General features: G+C 30.0%; 22 protein-coding genes and 1 other RNA gene. 15 read left to right on the forward strand and 8 right to left on the reverse strand.

What is annotated here, in order from left to right:
- The first annotated feature begins 7 nt into the window (after positions 1-7).
- Entirely contained in the window at positions 8-1,522 is a 1,515-nt protein-coding gene (locus BED47_RS00915; RefSeq protein ID WP_069031947.1) for a carboxypeptidase M32, read from the forward strand.
- Between the two features lie 362 nt (positions 1,523-1,884).
- Positions 1,885-2,088 carry an aspartyl-phosphate phosphatase Spo0E family protein gene (locus tag BED47_RS00920; RefSeq protein ID WP_069031948.1) on the forward strand — a complete coding sequence of 68 codons (204 nt, stop codon included), beginning with the start codon at positions 1,885-1,887 and terminating at the stop codon, positions 2,086-2,088.
- A 159-nt stretch (positions 2,089-2,247) separates the two neighbouring features.
- Here the strand turns inward: BED47_RS00920 and BED47_RS00925 are convergent, their stop codons facing one another.
- Positions 2,248-2,439, reverse strand: coding sequence for a hypothetical protein (locus tag BED47_RS00925; RefSeq protein WP_069031949.1), 192 nt, complete (start codon positions 2,437-2,439; stop codon positions 2,248-2,250).
- A gap of 283 nt (positions 2,440-2,722) precedes the next feature.
- Between BED47_RS00925 and BED47_RS00930 the strand changes: the two genes are divergently transcribed.
- Entirely contained in the window at positions 2,723-3,184 is a 462-nt protein-coding gene (locus tag BED47_RS00930; RefSeq protein ID WP_069031950.1) for an RDD family protein, read from the forward strand.
- A gap of 54 nt (positions 3,185-3,238) precedes the next feature.
- Here BED47_RS00930 and BED47_RS00935 read toward each other — a convergent pair whose 3' ends face one another.
- On the reverse strand, positions 3,239-3,757 hold the full coding sequence (locus tag BED47_RS00935) for an SRPBCC family protein (RefSeq protein WP_254664513.1): 519 nt from the start codon (positions 3,755-3,757) through the stop codon (positions 3,239-3,241).
- Between the two features lie 125 nt (positions 3,758-3,882).
- On the reverse strand, positions 3,883-4,212 hold the full coding sequence (locus tag BED47_RS00940) for an ArsR/SmtB family transcription factor (protein WP_069031951.1): 330 nt from the start codon (positions 4,210-4,212) through the stop codon (positions 3,883-3,885).
- Between the two features lie 205 nt (positions 4,213-4,417).
- Here BED47_RS00940 and BED47_RS00945 point away from each other — a divergent pair, with 205 nt between their 5' ends.
- The 6 genes from BED47_RS00945 to ssrS all read left to right on the forward strand — a co-directional run bounded on the left by BED47_RS00945 (position 4,418) and on the right by ssrS (position 12,839).
- Complete coding sequence (locus BED47_RS00945) at positions 4,418-5,947, forward strand: carboxypeptidase M32 (protein WP_069031952.1); 1,530 nt, start codon at positions 4,418-4,420, stop codon at positions 5,945-5,947.
- Positions 5,948-6,273: 326 nt separating this feature from the next.
- Positions 6,274-7,365, forward strand: coding sequence for a type III polyketide synthase (locus BED47_RS00950; protein ID WP_069031953.1), 1,092 nt, complete (start codon positions 6,274-6,276; stop codon positions 7,363-7,365).
- On the forward strand, positions 7,365-7,868 hold the full coding sequence (locus BED47_RS00955) for an isoprenylcysteine carboxyl methyltransferase family protein (RefSeq protein WP_069032252.1): 504 nt from the start codon (positions 7,365-7,367) through the stop codon (positions 7,866-7,868). The genes BED47_RS00950 and BED47_RS00955 overlap by 1 nt, the downstream gene beginning before the upstream one ends.
- Positions 7,869-8,156: 288 nt before the next feature.
- Entirely contained in the window at positions 8,157-11,753 is a 3,597-nt protein-coding gene (locus tag BED47_RS00960; RefSeq protein ID WP_069031954.1) for a dynamin family protein, read from the forward strand.
- Between the two features lie 30 nt (positions 11,754-11,783).
- Entirely contained in the window at positions 11,784-12,608 is an 825-nt protein-coding gene (locus BED47_RS00965; RefSeq protein ID WP_069032253.1) for a sulfurtransferase, read from the forward strand.
- 49 nt (positions 12,609-12,657) lie between these two features.
- Positions 12,658-12,839: non-coding RNA, 6S RNA (gene ssrS, locus BED47_RS00970), on the forward strand.
- A gap of 6 nt (positions 12,840-12,845) precedes the next feature.
- Here the strand turns inward: ssrS and BED47_RS00975 are convergent.
- Entirely contained in the window at positions 12,846-13,781 is a 936-nt protein-coding gene (locus tag BED47_RS00975) for a DMT family transporter (RefSeq protein ID WP_069031955.1), read from the reverse strand.
- 16 nt (positions 13,782-13,797) lie between these two features.
- Complete coding sequence (locus tag BED47_RS00980; RefSeq protein ID WP_069031956.1) at positions 13,798-14,178, reverse strand: reverse transcriptase-like protein; 381 nt, start codon at positions 14,176-14,178, stop codon at positions 13,798-13,800.
- 133 nt (positions 14,179-14,311) lie between these two features.
- Between BED47_RS00980 and BED47_RS00985 the strand changes: the two genes are divergently transcribed.
- Both BED47_RS00985 and BED47_RS00990 read left to right on the forward strand, forming a co-directional pair.
- Positions 14,312-14,968, forward strand: coding sequence for a reverse transcriptase-like protein (locus BED47_RS00985; RefSeq protein WP_069031957.1), 657 nt, complete (start codon positions 14,312-14,314; stop codon positions 14,966-14,968).
- A 16-nt stretch (positions 14,969-14,984) separates the two neighbouring features.
- Complete coding sequence (locus BED47_RS00990; protein WP_069031958.1) at positions 14,985-15,170, forward strand: zinc-finger domain-containing protein; 186 nt, start codon at positions 14,985-14,987, stop codon at positions 15,168-15,170.
- Positions 15,171-15,932: 762 nt separating this feature from the next.
- On the opposite strand, the gene BED47_RS00995 is transcribed toward BED47_RS00990, so the two are convergent.
- Together BED47_RS00995 and cspD are read right to left on the reverse strand one after the other, a co-directional pair.
- Positions 15,933-16,178: a DUF2564 family protein gene (locus BED47_RS00995; RefSeq protein WP_069031959.1), complete on the reverse strand. Its 246-nt coding sequence runs from the start codon at positions 16,176-16,178 to the stop codon at positions 15,933-15,935.
- Positions 16,179-16,342: 164 nt separating this feature from the next.
- Positions 16,343-16,540 (reverse strand): cold-shock protein CspD, encoded by a 198-nt coding sequence (gene cspD, locus BED47_RS01000; RefSeq protein WP_056466512.1) that lies wholly within the window; start codon positions 16,538-16,540, stop codon positions 16,343-16,345.
- A gap of 305 nt (positions 16,541-16,845) precedes the next feature.
- Here cspD and BED47_RS01005 point away from each other — a divergent pair, with 305 nt between their 5' ends.
- The 4 genes from BED47_RS01005 (at position 16,846) to BED47_RS01020 (ending at position 20,394) form a co-directional block, all read left to right on the forward strand.
- The gene (locus BED47_RS01005) at positions 16,846-17,070 is read left to right on the forward strand and encodes a hypothetical protein (RefSeq protein ID WP_069031960.1); all 225 of its coding nucleotides are present in this window, start codon (positions 16,846-16,848) and stop codon (positions 17,068-17,070) included.
- Between the two features lie 167 nt (positions 17,071-17,237).
- On the forward strand, positions 17,238-19,403 hold the full coding sequence (locus BED47_RS01010; protein ID WP_069031961.1) for a DNA topoisomerase III: 2,166 nt from the start codon (positions 17,238-17,240) through the stop codon (positions 19,401-19,403).
- A gap of 81 nt (positions 19,404-19,484) precedes the next feature.
- The gene (locus BED47_RS01015) at positions 19,485-19,862 is read left to right on the forward strand and encodes a hypothetical protein (RefSeq protein ID WP_069031962.1); all 378 of its coding nucleotides are present in this window, start codon (positions 19,485-19,487) and stop codon (positions 19,860-19,862) included.
- A 163-nt stretch (positions 19,863-20,025) separates the two neighbouring features.
- Positions 20,026-20,394, forward strand: a complete 369-nt coding sequence (locus BED47_RS01020) for a DUF3979 family protein (RefSeq protein ID WP_069031963.1) — start codon at positions 20,026-20,028, stop codon at positions 20,392-20,394.
- Here BED47_RS01020 and BED47_RS01025 read toward each other — a convergent pair.
- Positions 20,391-21,440 (reverse strand): YkvI family membrane protein, encoded by a 1,050-nt coding sequence (locus tag BED47_RS01025; RefSeq protein ID WP_069031964.1) that lies wholly within the window; start codon positions 21,438-21,440, stop codon positions 20,391-20,393. The genes BED47_RS01020 and BED47_RS01025 overlap by 4 nt on opposite strands.
- Positions 21,441-21,590 lie beyond the last annotated feature (150 nt).

Raw genomic sequence — 21,590 nt, forward strand, 5'->3', positions numbered from 1 at the left:
GTTAAAAATGGCAATTAATAAAATACAAGAAGAATTTACTGACTATTTAAAGAAGATTGAAAATTATAATGAAGCAATTAATGTTATGTATTGGGACCTAAGAACGGGTGCGCCTAAAAATGGAGCTGAACAAAGGTCAAATGTCATCAGTCAGCTTTCTGCAGAAGTATTTGAAATGACAACATCAAGTACGATGGAAAACTATTTAAATTTATTTGAAAAAGAAATAGGCACAGGAAACTTAAATGAAATCATTGAAAAATCTGTTAAGGAATGTAGAAAAAATTATGATTTAAACTGTAAAATCCCTAAAAATGAATATGCAGAATATGTAAAGCTTTGTTCATTAAGTGAAAATGCCTGGGAAGACGCTAAAAATGAAGGTGACTTTAGTAAATTCCAACCATATTTAGAGAAAATTGTAACGATGAAAAAACAATTCATTGAATATTGGGGCTACAAAGATAAGAAATATGATACTTTATTAAGCTTTTATGAGCCTGGCATGACAACTGTGAAGCTTGATGAAGTTTTTGGCAAAGTAAGAGAAAGTCTTGTACCATTAGTTGCGAAAATTTCAAATTCGCAAACTAAACTAATTCGCAAAGAATTGTCACAACCGATCTCAATTGATCTTCAAAAAGAAGTTAGTGAAGAAATACTTGAAAAATTAGGTTATAATTTCGATTCCGGTCGTTTAGATGAAACAGTTCATCCATTTCAGATTACTTTAAATCCTGGCGATGTTCGTGTAACAACAAAATACATAGAAGATAACTTTATGAGTGCGCTTTTTGGTACCATTCACGAATGTGGCCATGCACTTTATGAGCAAAATTTATCATCGAATTTAATAGGGACACCATTATGTGAAGGTGCATCGATGGGAATACACGAGTCTCAATCCCTATTCTTTGAAAATATGATCGGAAGAAGTAAAGAGTTTTGGGAAGCACAGTATGAAAATTTAATTGCGAAAACTGGTGAATATTTTAAAAATTTATCGGTAGAAGAATTTTATAAAGCAATAAACCATAGTAGGCCTTCGTTAATTCGAATTGAAGCGGACGAATGTACATATCCATTGCATATAATGGTTCGATATGAAATTGAAAAAGAACTGTTTGATGGTGATTTACAAGTAAAGGATTTGCCAAAAATATGGAATGATAAAATGGAAGAATACTTAGGTATCGTTCCATCAAATGATCGAGAGGGCGTTCTTCAAGATGTACACTGGGCAGGCGGAGATTTTGGTTATTTTCCTTCGTATGCATTAGGTGCGATGTACGCAGCACAGTTTAAGCATAAAATGAAACAGGATTTAAGCGATTATGAAACGATCCTAAAAAGCGGCGAGATTCATCAAATTGTTAATTGGCTAACTCTTAATATTCATCAATATGGAAAATTAAAAGAACCGAAAGAATTATTAGTAGATGTTACAGGCGAAGAGTTAAATGTAAAATACTTTATTGATTATTTAGAAGATAAATACTCTAAATTGTATAATTTAGTATAATCTAATTCGTGTGGATGGAGGTTGTTAAGAACCTCCCCATACTTATTATTAAAGAAAACATTAAAAAATGATTAATTCCAAGTTGTTATTTTTTATGTTTTTTTAATAAGTTCAAAAAATAGACATATTTAGATATTTAATTAATTACTTTTTTATAGTATCATAAATAAAAATGAAAGCGTGTTCACAATTACTTATTTAGAAGAGTTGAATTTAATTAGGTGAAATATTGAAGAACTAAAGTATCCAAAATTAAGTTCAAAAAATATTCACATTTAGAAAGTCTTAAGATATTTTTTTTATAGTATTATAGTTAAAAATGAAAGCGTGTTCATACTTTTTTTGAAAAGGAGGTAATTTGAATGTTTTTTAGAACAGCCAGATCTTTAGAACGAAATATTGAAGAAAAACGAATCAAGTTGCAAGAAGCTCAAAATCAAAATAATGACAATCATCAAGAAGTAGTAAAGATTCGTCATCAGTTGGACACTGATTTAAGAGAACTACAGAAATTGTTGAAAACGGTTGCAGTTAAACAATCAAAAATTAATATTAAACCAATATGAAAAAATAGTAATAAGACCACTAATTATTTTTAGTGGTCTTATTTTTTTATAGTTAATTGCTTTCGTAAACCAAAAATAAACCTTGGATAATAAGGTTTTTCTCCGTTAAATGCGCAATTTTGATCTACTCATTAATTACTTTCATATAAATGCAAACTTTTATTTCTCATTTTTGAAAATGATAAATGCTAAGATAAAACTGAAAAAAGTGATTAAGCCAGCAACTATACCTGCAATATAGCGATTACTATAATGTATATAACTTTCTAATACAGTAATCGCAATTGAAGAAAAGGCACATGCAAATAGTGCTTGAGTAATACTCATTTTTCCTGTCAAAATTTTCTTCATGAAAGTTCTCCTTTGTAAATTACTATTAAATTCAATAATTCTATTTAAATAGTAATTAGTCCTTTTTAAATGAAGTATCTTAATAAGAAGAGGGGGATTTGACATATATCAATAGTCAAAATAAGTAAAAAATAACTAAAAATTGAAAACAACCTATGTAGCTTGTTTAAAAAAATTAATTCAAATAGTTAAAAATCACTAATCAAAATCAAAATCCCCTAAGTATAATAGAGTATATCGATTAATATCCATTTTTTTATAAAAATGTGGAATGAGGTTCTAGATGGATTTTGAACTGGCAAGTCGTATTAGAAGATTGTTTGCAGCTTGGATCGATGGCTCATTAAATCTTTTATTTTCTAAACTAGGGTTACTTATACTTGGGCTAGAAAGTAAAGACATTTTAGAATTATTTATGTTTAGTAGTAAGCAACTGTTTTTATATTCAATTTGGTCGCTTTTATTTATTTTCCTACTTTATGTCATTGTACCTACTTATATTTGGAACGGACAAACAATAGGAAAAAGATTATTAAGTATTATGGTTGTGAGGGATACAGATGACTTAGTTGATTTCAAAACAATGACATTACGTTCGATATTTGCTTTTGGTTGTCAGCTAAATTTGCCAATATTTATAGAAGCAATCGGAATTTTGTATGTAATTGATCTGTTTTTTATTTTCCGAAAAGATCGGAGAACATTACATGATTTAATCGCTAAAACGAAGGTTGTTTATTATTAATAGCACTAAAAAATACCCTTTAAAGCTATTTTCAAGCTTTAAAGGGTATTTATCTTATAATGATGTTTTAGCTAAATATGCATCTAGTTGGTCAAATGTACCAGTAAAGCCTTGTTGCATAGAATCTTTATTTGCAATAAATGCAGCAACTTCTTCATCAGTAGCATTGATTGGAAAACCTTTTAATGTAATCGTTGTTTTGCCATCATTTTCTTCTAAAGTTAAAGTGTTTTGAATTTCCAATGGCCAAACTTCAAAGAATGGAGCGCGAACCATATTACCTTCTTGATCAGAGAATGAATTAACAAAAACAATTTTCTCAGGTTCAATAATTTCACCAAAAACAAATAATCCCCACATTACGAATCCTTCTGGTGATTCCATTTTATAGTGGAATTTACCTCCTGGTCTAAATTCTAACGTTGCTACATCCATTTCAAAACCTGTTGGACCCCACCAGTTTTTAAGGTGTTCTGCTTCGGACCAAACCTTGAATACTAATTCACGAGGCGCATCAACAACCCTTGTTAAAACTAATCCTTGCTCATCTACATTAAACATATTTTTACTCATTATTAATTCCTCCATTTATTTTATTATTTCCTAAATTAGACATTATTTCCTCTTTTAAAACTAGGTACTTCTCCTTTCAATAATAGTTAGTACTAATTAAATTGTGTGCAATGAATAAGCTAAGATTATTTGCCCTGTAATTTTTTTAAATAATCGTCCAATTGATCGAATCTCTGTTCCCAGACGTGTCGGAATGACTTAATCCACGAATCAATTTCTTTTAGCGGCTGGGGTCTAAGTTTATAAATTCTTTTATTGGCGATTGGTTGAACTTCGACAAGCCCAGCTTCACTTAGAATGCGAAGATGTTTTGAAACCTGTGGTTGCTTAAGTCCTAAGCTTTCAGCTATTTCACCGACTGATAGAGGACCGTCACGTAAGAGTTCGACAATCTGTAACCGGTTCGGCTCTGCAAGAGCAATTAAAGTCGAATTCATAAATTGAATATACCTCATAAGGAATATTCCTGTCAAGGAATATTCAAAATATAATTTTGTATTAGTTAAAAAAGACATGAGTAGTATTTACGAAGTGATTAGACAATATTCATTTTGTCGAGAAATATTGTTTGAAAAATATGATAATTCTTATTTATCCATATATTTTTTATGTTACTATTTAGCTGACTCAAAAATTTGATTTTAAAAGGTGGGTGTTTTGATGAGCTTAAAAGATTATGAAGCTTCGTTTTTAGATTATGTAAGAAAAATGTTAAACATTGAAGAAGCAATTAGTGTTTTATATTGGGATCTTCGAACAGGTGCACCTAAAAATGCTGTAAGTCAGCGTTCAAATGTAATTAGTCAATTATCAGCCGATGTATATAAAATGAGCATTTCAAAAGATATGGCTCATTATTTAATAACAATGGAAGAAGCCATTAGTGCAGGCAAATGTTCATTGGAAGTTGAAAAAACAGTAAAATACTTAAGAAAGCAGTACGATCGAAATACGAAAATACCAGTTGATGAGTTTGAAGCTTTTGTTAAATGCCAAGCAATTTCTGAGAGTGTTTGGGCAGAAGCAAAGGAAGAAAATAATTTTGCTAAATTTGAACCTTATTTAACTGAAATAATTGAGTATAAACGTAAGTTCGTTGAATATTTAGGATATAAAGACTGTAAATATGATACATATTTGGATCAATATGAACCTGGAATGACTGTAAATAAATTGGATGAAGTATTTTCAGAAGTAAGAAATAAATTAGTACCGATTGTTAAAGCTGTATCGACTAGTGGGAAAAACTTTGAAAAAGAAGAGATGAAAGCATTTGTTTCGACGCAAAAACAAAAAGAAATATGTGAACAATTATTAGCATCTCTTGGTTATAATTTTGATGCCGGAAGATTAGATCCAACTCCACATCCTTTTGCTACTTCTCTTAATTTAGGTGATGTTCGAGTAACAACGAAATATCATGAGAATAATTTTGAAAAAGCCCTTTTTAGTACAATTCATGAATGTGGTCATGCACTATATGAGCAAAACATTTCCAAAGATTTAGAAGGTTTACCGATCGCTCAAGGAGCGTCGTTAGGTATTCATGAATCTCAGTCGCTTTTATATGAAAAGATAATTGGACAAAGCTTTGAATTCTGGAAAGCAAATTATCCTAAGTTAAAAGAGCAACTTAATGGTGTGTTAGAACATGTCTCTCTAGATGAATTTTATAAAGTGATAAATAATAGTAAACCTTCGTTTATTCGTATTGAAGCTGATGAATTAACCTATCCTTTACATGTAATGATTCGTTATGAAATTGAAAAGGATTTATTAGATGGAAAAATTCAAGTTTCAGAACTTCCTTCAATTTGGAATCAAAAAATGGAGGAGTATCTAGGAATAATTCCTGAAACTGATCGAGAAGGTGTTTTACAGGACGTACATTGGTCAATGGGGCATTTTGGATACTTTCCAACTTATGCATTAGGTGCAATGTATGCTGCTCAAATTAAAGCAACAATGGAAAAAGAATTACCGAATTTTAGTGAATTAATTGAAACGAATGATTTTCAAACAATTCTTGATTGGTTAAAAGTAAATATTCATCAATATGGTGCAATGAAGGAACCTCAACAAATTTTGAAGGATGTTACTGGTGAAGAATTAAATGTGAAATATTTTGTTGACTATTTAGAATCGAAATATACAAAATTGTATGAGTTGGAAGAAGTAAATAAATCATAATTGTAAATTAGAAATGTTGTGGAGGAGATTTTAGAAGCTTTTTAATGGAAATAATTGCGAATGTAGATTCGAGTAAAATGAGATATACTAAAACTGCACAACAGAAAGAAAACTCCTTTGAAACGCTTAGACAATTCTTATTATTTGTTCATGGTCCATGAATGAATAGTGAATTGTCTTTTTTTTGTTTAAATTTTGCTACGAATTAAATTTTACAAATTTTTGAGCCTATTATGTCATCTTATTTCTATTCTAGGTTTTTCAAGTATTTAAGAATAATTTTCCAATTTAATACAAAAGGTAATGACTATAAGGAGTGGGAAATTATGCCTTTAATTTTATCTGTTGGGAAAGCTGTGCCAAAATATAAAATCGATCAGGAAAATATAGTACCTTTTATTCGAGAACTTTTTTTGAAAAGATACCCTTCAATTGATCGTTTATTATCTGTATTTCAAAACGGCGAGATTCAAAGTCGATATATTTCTAAGGAGCTTTCTTGGTATAGCGAAGAGCATAGCTTTGAGCAAAAAAATCAGGCTTACACTGAAATCTCAATTGAATTATCAATAGAAGCTATTAAAAACTGTTTGACAAGTAATGAATTTCTATCTTCGGAAATTCAATATGAAAAAATAGATGGAATTATTTTTGTCTCTTCGACTGGTATTTCAACCCCTACAATTGATGCTCATATCGCAAATATCCTGCCATTTAATTCTTCGATTAAGAGAATTCCTATATGGGGCTTAGGGTGTGCCGGTGGTGCTAGTGGTATATCTAGAGCATTTGATTATTGTAAAGCCCATCCAAAGTCAAATATTTTACTAGTTGCAGTTGAATTATGTAGTTTAACATTTCAAAAAGAAGATCTTTCCAAAAGTAATATAATAGGAACTTCATTATTTGCTGATGGAGCAGCAGCGGTTTTAGTTATTGGCGATGAGAGTGAGTTGAAAAATCGAACGATCCATAAATCTTTACCGTCAATTGAACAAACTAATTCAACTCTAATGCCTAATTCATTAGACGTAATGGGATGGGATGTTCGGAATGATGGTTTATTTGTAATTTTTTCAAGGGATATTCCTTCGATCGTAAAAAATTGGTTACAACCAGTTGTTTCAAATTTTTTAACGCAATATGAACTAACAATTAGGGATATTACCCATTTCATTGCTCATCCTGGAGGAAAAAAAGTATTGGACGCATATATCGATTCATTAGATCTTTCCGAAGCGAATATCGAAATTTCCTTAAATATTTTAAAATCATATGGAAATATGTCATCTTGTACTGTGTTATTTGTGTTAAGTGAGTATATGAAGTTAGGAAAAACGAATGAGCACGGTCTTCTTTGTGCTTTAGGACCAGGGTTTAGTTCAGAGTTATCACTGTTAAAGTGGGTAGAATGCTAATGTTAAAGATTATTTTTTTATTCATCATCATTCAAAGAGTGATTGAGCTAGGCATAGCAAAGAATAATGAAAAAAAATTAAAAATGCGGGGCGCACTTGAATATGGCCAAGAGCATTATAAATTTTTTATCATCTTACATAGCATGTTTTTTATTTCAATTCTAATTGAGAATTATTTCATTCGATATATAGAAATTAGATTTTTTACTTTTCTCCTCATCGTTTTTATCATATTACAATTAGCAAGGGTATGGGTTATTTCAACATTAGGAGAAAGATGGAATACAAAAATAATAATTTTACCTAATGAAAAATTAGTAAAACGTGGGCTTTATAAGTATATCAAGCATCCAAATTATATAATCGTTACCATAGAATTATTAGTAATACCTATTATGTTTCATGCGTATATTACAACTGTAATCTTTTCAGTTTGTAATTTAATTTTATTAAAAGTAAGAATCCGAGAAGAAAATAAAGCGCTTTTACAATCAATCGAATAGTTATTGACAAATGGAAAATAACTGATTATGATTAATGTAGAATGAAAATCATTATCAACTTCGAAAGGTTGTGCGTCAAATGGTTCTTGGATTTGTGTCAGCTACAATTCTTTTATACTTTTTACTAACTAAATATGTACTTAAACAAGTTCAAAACTAGGTGATGTTACCTAGTTTTTTTTATTTTATATGCATATGCCTATACATTCTTCTTCCAAATTAATATATATGGGGATAAAATAATGCTAGGGAAATTATTTGAGAATGAAATGAAATGGGGAAATCACGTTGCAAAACACTAAGATTAACAGAGGGGAATTACTGAATAAGGTTTCTTCAGGTATCAATTTACTTTCTGACCAAGGTAATTCGAAGGAATTATTCCAATTAAAAAAATTAGCATACAAAATACAAAATAAGGAAAGTTATTACGTATTTTGTGGGCATTTTTCTGCTGGTAAGTCATCTTTATTAAATGATCTTTTACAAGTAGAAAAACTACCTACAAGCCCAATTCCTACAAGTGCAAACGTTGTAAAATTAAAAAATGGCGAAAGTAAAATGTTAATTACTCTTAAAGATGGTGAAATGTATCAGATTCAAGAGGATATTCAAGTAGATGAACTCAAAAAGTTAGCTTCTGATAGTGGTTCAATTATTGAACTCGAGTGGGCACAAGAACTATTTAAAATTCCAACTGGATCTGTTTTAATTGATACTCCAGGGATTGATTCAACAGATATGGATCATTTAGAGGCGACAAACTCAGTAATTCATCTAGCGGATAGTATTTTTTATTTAATGGATTATCAACATGTTCATTCGAAAACAAATATTGATTTTATTCATAATTTAGTTGAAAAAAATAATAAAGTTTGTTTAGTCATTACATGTATTGATAAACACGATGAAACAGAATTGACGTTTGAACAATTTAAACAAGGTGTAATTGGAAACTTGAAAAAACAAGGATTAGGCAACTTACAAGTTTTTTATATTTCTACAAGAAATAAATCTGTAGATAATAACGAATATAACCAGTTTTTAAATCATTTAAATGACTTATACAGTCATCAAGAAGTAGTACAAATTGAAAATGACTATGCAAGTTTTTTAACAATTATGAACGAACAAATACAACAACTTGAGAACGATTACATTGATCTCGATCAAAATGCTGATGAGATTAGATCCGTTTATAATGATTTAAATAGTGAAATTGAAGTTATTGAAACATCAGTTTCTACATTTGAGGAAAATTGTTTGCAGTCTACGCAACAAGTTCTTACTAATTCAAACATTACACCATTTGAAATGAGAGAATTAGCATCAAAATATTTAGAATCAGAAAAGGCATTGCAAAATAAAGGATTATTTCAATCTAGAAAAAAACTTGAAAATGCTTTACATGAATCTAAAAGTCAATTTATTCAAAAGGTAAAGGAATTAACAAATAAACAAATTGAGTATTTTGTAAAAGAAGCAGCAATTCGAACTGTAAAACAAATTGAAAATAATAAAATTGATAGTAGTGACTTTGATAATATCTTAGAGCCTAATTTGAGTGATGAGGTAATTTGTCCAAAGCCATCGCATTTGATTGATACAGGTGGAAACTATTTATTACAGTATACGAAGGAAGTAAGTGAAGGTATTAAGGCTGTATACCGTAAAAGTATTTCCGAATTTATTTACACACTTTCAAAAGAACTTAAAGTACAAAATGAATCAACTATTCTAAAATTAAAAAATCAAAAAAATGATTTGCAATCAAAAATAGATGGATTTGATGAATTAGATTTTAATAATCAAAAAATTTCACATATGGTTTCAGAAATTAAGACGATTTTAAATAATGATCAAGAAATAAATCAAGACTTGCCTGAAATTAAGCCTACTTTAATATCCGTAAGTGAATTAATTAATCACAAAATCTTAACTGTTCAAGCACCGGAAATAAAAGAAGAACTTATTACTGACATTGAACAAACTAATTCAAAAAAATATTCAAACGAAGAAATTCAAGCTAAATATGAGGTTGCTGATTTTATATTAGACGAATTAACTTCAAATAAATTTATACAGAGTAAAATCGGTATTCTAAAAGAAAAAAGAGAACAAATAAAATCAAACGAATACACAATTGCATTATTCGGAGCGTTTAGTTCAGGAAAAACATCGTATATAAATACTTTACTTGGCGATCGTGTATTACCTGTTTCTCCACACCCAACAACAGCGGCAATTTGTAAGATTAAACGCTCAACAGCTGAATCTGGTAATAAAAAAGCTGATGTGAGTTATAAATCAGAAGAATCTTTAAAAGAAGAGTTTCTTGATTTCTTTAAAAAATGGGGCGTAGAAGCAAATGAAAAAGAGTGGTTTAGTACCCTTCAAAATTTAATTAAGAAACAAAAGGATAAAATTCCTACTGATGCTTTCGTTTATGCAGAAAGCGTATGTCAAAATTATGAAGAAATGAGAAGTTTATTAGGTACAATTAAGCGATATGACTTAAGTGAGTATGTAAGTGTAATTAGTGAAGAAAATAGAGCATGTTTTGTAAAAGAAAGTACAGTTTATTTCGATTGTGAGATCACGTTAAGTGGGATTGTATTAGTGGATACACCAGGGGGAAATAGTATCCATTCAAGACATACTGAACTAGCATTCGACTATTTGAAAAAAGCTGATTTAATTCTATATGTTGCACATTATCAACATGCCTTTACACGTCAAGATGAATCTTTCTTAATGCAAATCGGGCGAATGAGAGAAAGCTTTGATAGTGATAAAGTTTACTTTGTGTTAAATGCTTCGGATTTAGCAAAGGATCAAAACGAAATCGAAATCGTGCAAAATTTCTTTGTAAACCAATTAACGAAACTAGGGGTTCGTTTCCCATCTGTGTTTGCTATTTCAAGTATGCTTCAGATGAAGGGATATGGTGATTTAGAGTTAAATTTAGAAATCGAGAATAATTATAAGAAATTAAATACGAAAATCCAAAATTTCTTCCAATTTGAGATTGCCAATGAAGTCTTTAAAACATTTATTAATGACCTATTAACAATTGAAAAAATCTTACGTGATACAATTAATCGTTTCGAAAGAATTAAACGTGAAAAAGATCAATTTTTCAACGAACTGGAGCAAATTCAGAAAAAAGTTAAAGAAGCGATTAAAAATGCAGAACCTACTAATTTACCTAGAGCATTTATGAAAGAAAACGAACAATTGATTTTCTTTATCGAAAAGCGTATTGAATTAAGGATGAGAGATTTATTCCCTTATTTCTTTAATCCAAGTGTTTTCAATAATACAACAAAAAATATTAAACAATTATTTGTAACGAAAATTCGTGAATTTATTTATGAAGTATTGGAAGAGATTTTAAAGGAATTAAGAGTAACTGGATTTAGATTAGAGAAGTTTTTAACGAATGAAATTTCAATGTCGCAAGATCGAGTAATTGGTGAAATACATTCTATTCAATCTGAATTTATCGTTCAAAAAAGTGAAATTAATGAAATCTTACCTGTTTCGATAAAAAATCCTGATCAATTTATTAATGTAGATCGTTTTGAAAGTTTAAAGAATTACTTCAAAAATCCAAAAAGCTTTTTTGTTGAAAACATGAAAGAAACGATGATTGATGAATGCATTAATGAGTTGAGAACACCATTAAAAGACTATTTAGCAAATATGAATAGCTTATTTACAGAGCATTATCACATTCAATATGTTGATGCATTAAATTCTGTATTGCTCAACTGTAGCAATCAAATCGAAAATGATGTTCAACAAACAATTAAAGCAACTGAAAACTTAAATGAAGTAGTAGTAGATGAAAAAGTATTAAACTTATTCAAAAAATTAATTTAATATGAGGGTGGACAATTAAAATTGAAAAACATTATTGATGTAAACATTGCAAATAAATTGCGCTTAAATAAAAATGTTGTATTTTTAGATTGTCGATTTCAATTGTCAAATCCTGAATATGGCTTAAGTGAGTATAAGAAAAATCATATTCCGCTTTCTCGTTATGTTGATTTAAATAATGACTTATCTAGTCCTGTACAAAAGCATGGAGGCAGACATCCGTTACCAAATTTAAATGTTTTTGGAAATCTTTTAGGAGATCTAGGGATCGATCATGATACGATTGTTATTTGTTATGACGATGGTACGAATGATAATGCCGCAAGATGTTGGTTTTTATGTAATTTGGTGGGGCATCAGTATACTTTTGTTTTAAATGGTGGTTATAAAAAATGGATGGAAAATGATTTTGAAGTAACGACAAAAATTGAAGAAGTCATACCTAAAAAATTCGAGATTAATGTCCAAGATTATATGATAACTTCGATGAATGAAGTTAAGGAGAATGGTGAAAAAGAAGATTTCAATTTAATTGATTCTAGAGAATTGATTCGTTATATTGGTGAATTTGAACCAATTGACCGAATTGCTGGTCATATACCTGGAGCAAAAAATTCATTTTGGAAAGATGTTTTAAATGAATCGGGAGAATTTAAAACAAAAGAAGAATTACAAGAACTATTCAATCCATTCAAGAATGGGGATGAAACAGTAGTTTATTGTGGCTCAGGTGTCACTGGCTGTGTAAATTATTTAGGATTAGTTGAAGCTGGATATACAAATGTAAAACTGTATCCAGGAAGTTTTAGTGATTGGATTTCTTATGAAGAAAATGTAGTGAAAAGGGAAAAATAATTAGTTGCAAAATAGTTTTAGTTGGTATAGAATGAGAATACAAATTAAACAAAACCTGCTGTGTGCGTTGTCAGTTTATGTCTTAAACCAATGATTTGTTTACCGGAAGACCAATATTTAAGTAACAACATCGTGCCTACATATAGGAGGATGAGCGTTACTTGTGAGGACATCCACCTTGGAGTTCGGTTTACTTAGACATAAATGAATAACGGCATTTGCGGGAAAAAAAACCATTCACATTTTGTGAATGGTTTTTTCTTCTTTATATAATTGCTTTTTACTTTTGGTCTTTCTAATTTGAGTTACGATCGTAGAAACTAAAATCAAGCTGCAACCGAATAAACCAATTTCTTGTAATCTTTCTCCACCATAATAATACCCAGTAATCGCTGCAAAAACTGGCTCGGTAGCGAGAATAATCCCTACTTCAGTCGCACTTATTGTACGTTGGGCAAACATTTGGATAAAGAAAGCTGCAGCGGTGCAAAAAATTGCTGTAAATAGAATTGAAAAAACAAAATATTTATTTGTCCATAATGCATGGTTGAAAATGACTTGCCAATCTTCAAAGATTAAAGCAAATGTCCATGAGGCTAAACCTACAAAAGTTATTTGTACAGTTGCCAGTTGTAGTGAATTATAATTCGGTGAGTAGATCGTTGAATAAATAATATGAAGAGCAAACGCAATCGCACTAAAAAAGGAAATAATATCACCAGAATTAAACTTGGAATTTGTTGATAGTGTTAATAAAAATAATCCGATGAAGGCAATGATTGCACATACATTTTCCCGTAAAGTTGGTTTTTTCTTATATTTAAAGAATAAAAGAAAAGGAACAATCGCAACACTAATACCTATTATAAAACCTGATTTGGATATCGACGTGTAATGTAATCCAAATGTTTGAAATACAAAGCCTAGAAATAAAAATAATCCGATAACGATTCCGGGGAAAATAAACCCAGCTTTTCCGCGATGTCTTTTATTATTTTTTCGATTTAATAAAGTTTGAACTGTAAATAATATAATTGCTGCTACTATAAATCGTAATGCATTAAATGTAAATGGTTGGACAAACTTAAGTGTTTCTTTAACAATGAAAAGCGAAGAACCCCAAATGAAGGACACAAAGAGTAAAGAAGAAAAAGCGATTAATTTATTTTTCATATCGTCCATTCCTTTTTTATTTTATAGCTTTTCGAGCAAGTTCATCAGCAACCTTATTTGCGCTTGATGGAATCCATTTAATAAAGAAAAGATCAAGTTGATTAATCAACTTAAGTGATTTCTCTAATAAAGGAATAAATAATTCGTTTTTCGAATATTTCTTATCAATACTTTCTTCAACGACTTTTGAATCTGTACGGAATGAAACCATTGCTAAATTGTTTTTGACACAATAATCTAGAGCAAGTAGTAATGCATGAAACTCAGCTTCATGATTAGACATCGAATCTAATGGAAAACTTAAAAAAACAGGCTCTTTAATTCCTTTTATGAAAATACCTGCACCTGAGGGCCCGGGATTTCCTTTGGAAGCTCCGTCAATATAAACTTCAATCATAGTAAACCTCCAACACTTATATATGTATCATTTTAGTATATATTCAAAAAAATGAAAACTTAAAAAATGAATTAAGTAATTTTATATTCAACCATAGGCTAGTCTAAAATAAAGAATAGAGAAGGTGTGTCGGATGAAGCTAAAAATCAGTTGGAAGTATCAAACTAAAAAGAAATATCAAATTACACTTGAAACTGAATGGTTAGAAATAAAAGAAGCACTACTTTTAGCGGAAGATTTCGAAAGTACAGGTAGAACAAGAGAAATTATCTTTTTAGATCAATTCGACACTGAGTGGACTAAAAAACAAGTAATAAAGTACTTAAAAGAGCTCGAAGAAGAACCTCATAATATTTCAATATTTTTTGACGGTGGATTTGATTTAGCAACATCTATATCTGGAATAGGGGTATGCTTATACTTTAGTCAAAATGGTAAAAACTATCGAAAAAGGTTTAATGAAAAATTAGATGGGTTAATGACAAATAATGAAGCGGAGTTTGCTGCAATAGAAAATGCAATCCTACTATTAGAGGAAATGAATATAACTGGACAAACCATTGTCATTAAAGGAGATTCACAAGTGGTCATTAATCAATTAAATGGAGATTGGCCTTGTTATGAAGAACAACATGAACGATTCATAAATCGAATTGAAAGAAAATGTAAAAACTTAAAATTAACCTTACAATTAGAACTGATTAAACGTAATGATAATAAAGAAGCTCATAATCTAGCAACGCAAGCACTTAAAGGGAATAAGATAATAAGTACAATTGAAGTTACTTGAAGAGGTGAAATGAATTATGGAACGTAAAGAAATCTTGGACGAAATAGATACGTTAATAAAGACATATTGTGATGGATGTTTTGTCTATAAACATTTTAGAAAAGACCATAGCCAAAAATTCGCACAATCATTTTGTATTAATAAATGTACAATTGGAGAAAAAATAAAAACGATCGGTAAGCAATTAACTTCGGACTGTTAACTAGCCACTAACTTAGGTTAATTAAATTATCAAATTTTCTTAATAGGAGTAGAGTGATGTTGATTTCCACTACAGGATGCTCGCTTTCCATGGGGCGAGATTCTTTAGCCTCCTCGGCAAGCCTGCGGGGTCTTTAGCCTTCCCGCATATCCCATAGGAGTCGAGCACCCTTCCGTTCCAATCAACTTACTCATCAAAAAAAAGTCTGCAATAAACCTTAAGCAAATAGCCTTTACTTAGAATAAGCTAACTGTTGGGTATTAAGTAGCTTTTAAGTCAATAAAACTGGAACATTAATTAAACTTATCAATTGAATTTGTTTTTCTAAAAATTAGCACATAATATTTTAAACTCTCAAAAAAATAATTGCTAGTGCTATTAGAATCATGAAATTGCTCAAACAGATTAACATTTAAAATCATTAAAAAATCATACAGAAAATGATAACTTCATCATTAATAAATGTTCATTTAAATGTCCGTTTCCCTATTGACAATTTTATTTTCAAAACTCTGAAAAGAAGGTCCAATTTAAAGTACCTTCATTTTTATGTTGTTGAAAAATGTAGTTTGTCAATTTAATAAGATTGTCTTGTTGTTTCTACTGAAGGATGCTCGCTTACCATGGGGCATGAGTTGAGCTTCCTCGTTCCAGAAGAACAAACTATCAATAAATTCTACTTAGCATTCCATTTTTCAATATAGACAAAGTCTTTTCAATACATTAAAAAAGAAGGTACTAATAAAAGTACCTTCTTTTTCATTATATCTGAGCTTCTCTTATTTGTTGCTCAATTTGCATTAAGTCTTCTTCTTGTTTCTGTAAAAACTCATCATCTAAATCAGTAGCAAGGCCTTTCATTTTTTCAAGCTGTTCTCTTGCTTGATTCACTGCAGTAGTTGCATCTGTTAATTGTTGTTCGTCCATGCTCATTGTTGCATAGCCCACAAGCTTTTGAGCAGCTTTAACTTTCATTTCAACATCCTCAAAATTATTAAAGTTTGACATAAACACCCTCCTTATTTCACTTCGTAGTATTCCCAAATATATTAGGAATCATGAAAAGGAAGAGGATTTTTTTGTTTAAGTATACTGAATAATTCTTATTATGATTTTTTGGGAAAAATAAAAAAGGACTGATAAAATCAGTCCTCTATGTAGTCAAGTTTATATTATAGCTTTACTACGTTAGCAGCTTGAGGTCCACGGTTACCTTCAACAATGTCAAAAGAAACTTCAGCACCTTCTTCTAATGATTTGAATCCGTCAGTTTGGATTGCTGAGAAATGTACGAATACATCGTCTCCACCTTCAACTTCGATGAATCCGAAACCTTTTTCATTGTTGAACCATTTTACTTTTCCTTGCATTTTTCTTTTCCTCCTAAAACATTGCACATGAAGCGCGAAAGAATTTCCATTTATTAATAATATTAATAATAAATGTTGAAATTAATATACAACTATTAAGAATATAAGTCAAGTAAGCGCTTAATATCAAAATATGCGTTCAATTGACTTAAAAATTTCATAAATAAAATAAAAAGTTAAAATGAATTTGTGAAATTATTCACAAATTAAAAAGTACATGATATACTACAACCAAGGTAAGAAGTTTAAATTACTATTAAGAATCAATCTTGATTTCACTTTATATAGAGACGGAGAGATGAAAAATGATTCATTGTGAATGGATTGAATTTAATATTGAAAATGATTTAATTACAGAGGAAAAATTTGAAGAAATGATGAATGATACTTTTCAAGCAATGATGGTTGACGAAAATAACTTTCCTCGATATATATGGACAGCTAACTACGTTGTGATTGTAACAAAACGAATTAAAATATTAGAAGAAGTAGAATTAATTCAAATACCACGTAATCCAGCTTGTAGTTAAAAGCTCCTAATGATGAAGAGAAGTAAAGGCAGTTAAAAGAGGGTGAATTCTTTTGGCACTGCCTTTTTCTGTTTCTTCCTGCTTTCCCTACCATTACTTAAGTTATATAATAACTATATCTATCAAATAAAGTGATAACAAAATTAGTTTAAATTGTGAGGAAGAAAATGAAATTAATTATTGCCGAAAAGCCTGATCAAGGTTTAAAGCTTGCAGCCCCTTTTAAGTTCCAAAAGAAAAAAGGGTTCTTAGTCATTCAACCTAACGAGTTTTTTCCAAAGGGTGCTTATTTAACTTGGGCTATTGGACATTTATGTGAGTTATTATCACCCGAAGAATATGATGAAAAATGGAAAAAGTGGTCATTAAATACTTTGCCAATTATACCTAATCGCTTTGGACATAAAGTATCAAAAGGAAAATGGGATCAATTTTCAATCATTAAGAATTTAGTCCATTTAGATGAGGTAACTGAAATAATTCTTGCAGGTGACTGTGAACGGGAAGGAGAACATATCGTTCGCCTTATTTTAAATTTAGCTGGAAATAAAAAACCAATGAGAAGACTATGGATTTCGTCATTAACAGAAAATGCTGTTAAAAAAGGATTTAGTCAACTATTGGATGAAAGTGAAACAAAAAGCTTATTCTTTGAGGCATATAGCCGTGCATGTGCTGATTGGTTAGTTGGGATGAATGCCTCAAGAGTATATTCATTACATTTACAAAAAAAAGGAATCCAGGATGTATTTTCGTTAGGAAGAGTTCAAACACCTACATTAGCTCTTATTGTCAAAAGAGAACTTGAGATTGAACGGTTTAATTCCGAACCATATTGGGAGGTTTTTGCTACATTTCAATTTGATAAGCAAAAGTTTTTTGGTAAATGGCATAACGAATTAGAATCTAAAATTATGTCAAAGGAATTAGCTGAAAAAATTGCTAGCTTTTGTGAAAATAAAAACGTAAAAATTACTGATATTGAGCAAGAAAGAAAAGAGTTTCAACCACCTTTTCTTTATAATTTATCGGCACTCCAAGCTGATGCAAACAGTAAATATAAATTTTCACCACAAAAAACACTCGAGATTGCACAAAAACTTTATGTCAAAGGGAATATTTCATACCCTCGTTCAGACTCAAGTTTTATTACGAAAGAAGAAGCAATGATGCTCCCAGATATATTGAAAAAACTTGAAAATATTGAGCAATTTTCAAAATTCTTTCCTCTGCCAAATCAATCAATATTAAATAATAGTCGTTTCGTTAATGAGAAAAAGGTCACTGATCACTATGCAATTATTCCTACTGAGCAAGTACCAAATGTCCATAAAATGAATGATGAGGAATTGAAAATATATGAATTAATTGTAAATCGTTTAATTAGTGCACATTATCCTAATTCAATTTTTGATTATACAACAATTCATACGTTAGTAGACTCTCGAGCGACTTTTATTTCAAAAGGGAAAATAATGGTTCAAGAAGGTTGGCGTAAAGTCATATTCGAAAAATCAAAAGAAAAAAATACAGAGGAACAAAATTTACCTGTTGTTGAAACTGGGCAAGAAGGAATTGTTAAAAAGGTAGAGGTAAAAGAAAAGAAAACTCAAGCACCTAAACGATATACAGAGGGACAATTAATAACATTAATGAAGTCTGCCGGAAAACATATTGATAATCCCGAATTAACGAAAATTTTAAATAAAACTGAAGGACTAGGTACTGAGGCAACAAGGGCTGGTATTATTGGTACTTTAAAAAATAGAAAATATATTGACGTTAAGAAAAATCAAGTTTTCGCTACAGATAAAGGGAAGCTTATCATTTATGCCCTAGGGGAAAATATTTTAACTTCACCTGAAATGACGGCAAAATGGGAACAGAGATTAAGTGAAATTGGTGAAGGAAAAGCAAGTAGTCTTGAGTTTATGGAACAAACCAAAAAATTAACTGAAAAAATAATACTTGATGCATATGAAAACGAAAAGATATGGAATTTTTCAGAATTTAAAATTGAAGAGATGCAAAATTCGAAGTTTGGGCCGAAGAAAAAATCAACTAGTGTAGGAAAATGTATTAAATGCGGTGGTAAAATGATCGATAAAGGATCATTTTATGGTTGTGATCAATTCCAAAAAACAAAATGTGAAGTTACAATTTCAAAAAAAATATTAGGAAAAACAATTACAAAGGCGCTAATAAAGCAGTTGTTAAACGGTGAGACTACAGAAGTTATTAAAGGATTTTCAAAGGATGGCAAAGAATTTGAGGCTTCTTTAAAGTTTAATGAATCAGGAAAGATTATGTTTATCCAAAATTCCATTAAATAAAGTGAGGCATAATGTAATTTAACTAGTCAATTCTATTTTTTATTGCATATACTTATATACAATGATAATAGGAGGATTAGAGTGAAGGAATTCTATAGCAATGAACAAGTTTTTCTAACTGGTGGAATTGTTCCTTCCGTCTATTCATTATGTATAGACTGTAATCGGAAAATTGTACATGTCCTTGACTTGGATCGTGTGGGCACTAGGCCTGTATGTGTATCATTTTCTAACAGTTTTGCAGAAAATATTTTTGAACAAATAAGCTTATCAACGTTAGGAAGTTACTTAGAATACCAATACTTAATTTATACTACAGAAGGTATTGTAACAAAGTGGAAAAATAACGAACTAGTAGCCTTAACTAATTTAGATGAATGTAAGCCGGAATTCATTAGTTTAATGAAAGAAAGAAGAAATACATGGTCTAAATATAAAGCTTTATACAATCGAAAATAAATAAAAAGGATTACTCGTTGATTTTTAGAGTAATCCTTTTTCAATTTGGAATCAAAATTAGAACTTATCCAATCTAACAAGAACTTTGGAACCGGCATATTCCTGTCTTTTCCTGTCTTTATTTGTTAAACTATCAACATATCATAAATTAGAAGGTGACAAAATGATTTGTTTTTTAGAAAATACCTTTCAAATAAAATTAGAAAAAAATGATAAAGGTGATTATCCGATTATTGTGACTGACGAAGGAATATATAGTGAGATGAGTCTGAAAGATAAACCAAGCACATATGTTAAGTTTATTATAAATGAATACGACGAGTTAACGATTGATTGGTATATCGAAAATGAAAATCGCTTCTCAGTAAAAAGCCTACAAGTTCATCAAATGATTTTAATAAACGATCATGATGAAAATTCAATTCAATTTGTATTAGAACGTTGGCAAAGTAGGATGTTTAAGATTCAATGGAAACCAAAGTTACACATTGAATTTGGTTTATATTATGAAGTTTGCGATGATTGCGATTAAGATGATTTTTTAGGTTTTAGTAAGGTTAGGATTACAAGAAAACTAATCCAACCGATAAGTGGATAAAGGAATGTTAATAATGGTCCATAGCCAATAATGCTAATAAACAAGCAGCAAATTAATAATAAGATAACGACTAAATTTGGGTTTAATCGGATATAAGAATTAATTTGTCTAGACATCCCATATATGTTTCCAACTAATGTGGTGAAAATTTCAGCTAGAATAACCATTAGGAAAAAGTAATAGAAAATTGGATGGATTTTTTTGATTACCTCTACCATTGGAATTTCATATTGTTGAAAATTGGTTACACCTGATACGTTCAAGTGAATTAGTAATAAAATAATTCCTAATATTAGACCACCTAATACACCGCCTTGAACAATAGAAGACTTTTCTTTACATTCAAAACCAATCGGTACTAAAACTGCCTGGGCTAATGCCATATTTAAACAAACATAGGTTATTGGTTTTGTAAAAACTGTATAGTTAAGTGTATTAAAAGAAGGTAAAATATGGTCTAGTGTTATTTCATGCATCGTAAATGGTAAATGTGAGTTGATGAAAACTGCAACGATAAAAGCACACATAATTGGGACTACCGTATTATTTAGACTGAATAAACCACTTGTCCCTTTTCTTAAAACCAAAAAAGTCAAAATGATAAAAAATATTGATCCGATAAATGAATCAAAATGTAAGTAATTTTTAAATACAGCCCCAGCACCAGACAACATAACACTTGTAACGCCAATTAAAACAAAGAATAATAAGCCATTAATAATATTTCCTCCGACTTCTCCAAACAATAGTACATTAAATTGTTGAGCAGAATTTAATTTATATGTATGAGCGATTGTCATAATTTTAGTTCCAAACCAACAAAATAATATAGTCGCAAAAAGGATCCCCAATGCACCATATACCCCGTTAATTGAAAAGAACTCTACAATTTCTTTACCAGTGGCAAATCCTGCTCCAATCACTGTTCCGACATACGTAAAGGCTATATTTCGAGCTTCTTTACTAAAGTTGAATTTCATAGGAAGTCCTCCTAAATGTAGTACTAAATTGTATGATACATTTTAGGAAAATAGACATGCTCCCTTTGTAAAATTTTATAAACAAATTAATTAAATGCATTGATCGGGATAGATTTATATGAAGAAGGAAGTACCAATTAAAATTCAATT

The sequence above is a fragment of the Gottfriedia luciferensis genome (genome assembly GCF_001712755.1).
Lineage (GTDB): Bacteria > Bacillota > Bacilli > Bacillales > Bacillaceae_G > Gottfriedia > Gottfriedia luciferensis_B.

Excerpts from the sequence above, each read along its gene's own strand:
- BED47_RS00950 (WP_069031953.1), top strand. The coding sequence starts at position 6,274 with ATGCCTTTAATTTTATCTGTTGGGAAAGCTGTGCCAAAATATAAAATC.
- BED47_RS01005 (WP_069031960.1), top strand. The coding sequence starts at position 16,846 with ATGATTCATTGTGAATGGATTGAATTTAATATTGAAAATGATTTAATT.
- BED47_RS00980 (WP_069031956.1), bottom strand. The coding sequence starts at position 14,178 with ATGATTGAAGTTTATATTGACGGAGCTTCCAAAGGAAATCCCGGGCCC.
- BED47_RS00985 (WP_069031957.1), top strand. The coding sequence starts at position 14,312 with ATGAAGCTAAAAATCAGTTGGAAGTATCAAACTAAAAAGAAATATCAA.
- BED47_RS00935 (WP_254664513.1), bottom strand. The coding sequence starts at position 3,757 with ATGAGTAAAAATATGTTTAATGTAGATGAGCAAGGATTAGTTTTAACA.
- BED47_RS01025 (WP_069031964.1), bottom strand. The coding sequence starts at position 21,440 with ATGAAATTCAACTTTAGTAAAGAAGCTCGAAATATAGCCTTTACGTAT.
- BED47_RS00945 (WP_069031952.1), top strand. The coding sequence starts at position 4,418 with ATGAGCTTAAAAGATTATGAAGCTTCGTTTTTAGATTATGTAAGAAAA.
- BED47_RS00940 (WP_069031951.1), bottom strand. The coding sequence starts at position 4,212 with ATGAGGTATATTCAATTTATGAATTCGACTTTAATTGCTCTTGCAGAG.
- BED47_RS00990 (WP_069031958.1), top strand. The coding sequence starts at position 14,985 with ATGGAACGTAAAGAAATCTTGGACGAAATAGATACGTTAATAAAGACA.
- BED47_RS00920 (WP_069031948.1), top strand. The coding sequence starts at position 1,885 with ATGTTTTTTAGAACAGCCAGATCTTTAGAACGAAATATTGAAGAAAAA.
- BED47_RS00995 (WP_069031959.1), bottom strand. The coding sequence starts at position 16,178 with ATGTCAAACTTTAATAATTTTGAGGATGTTGAAATGAAAGTTAAAGCT.
- BED47_RS00915 (WP_069031947.1), top strand. The coding sequence starts at position 8 with ATGGCAATTAATAAAATACAAGAAGAATTTACTGACTATTTAAAGAAG.
- cspD (WP_056466512.1), bottom strand. The coding sequence starts at position 16,540 with ATGCAAGGAAAAGTAAAATGGTTCAACAATGAAAAAGGTTTCGGATTC.
- BED47_RS00930 (WP_069031950.1), top strand. The coding sequence starts at position 2,723 with ATGGATTTTGAACTGGCAAGTCGTATTAGAAGATTGTTTGCAGCTTGG.
- BED47_RS00975 (WP_069031955.1), bottom strand. The coding sequence starts at position 13,781 with ATGAAAAATAAATTAATCGCTTTTTCTTCTTTACTCTTTGTGTCCTTC.
- BED47_RS01020 (WP_069031963.1), top strand. The coding sequence starts at position 20,026 with ATGATTTGTTTTTTAGAAAATACCTTTCAAATAAAATTAGAAAAAAAT.
- BED47_RS00955 (WP_069032252.1), top strand. The coding sequence starts at position 7,365 with ATGTTAAAGATTATTTTTTTATTCATCATCATTCAAAGAGTGATTGAG.
- BED47_RS01010 (WP_069031961.1), top strand. The coding sequence starts at position 17,238 with ATGAAATTAATTATTGCCGAAAAGCCTGATCAAGGTTTAAAGCTTGCA.
- BED47_RS00925 (WP_069031949.1), bottom strand. The coding sequence starts at position 2,439 with ATGAAGAAAATTTTGACAGGAAAAATGAGTATTACTCAAGCACTATTT.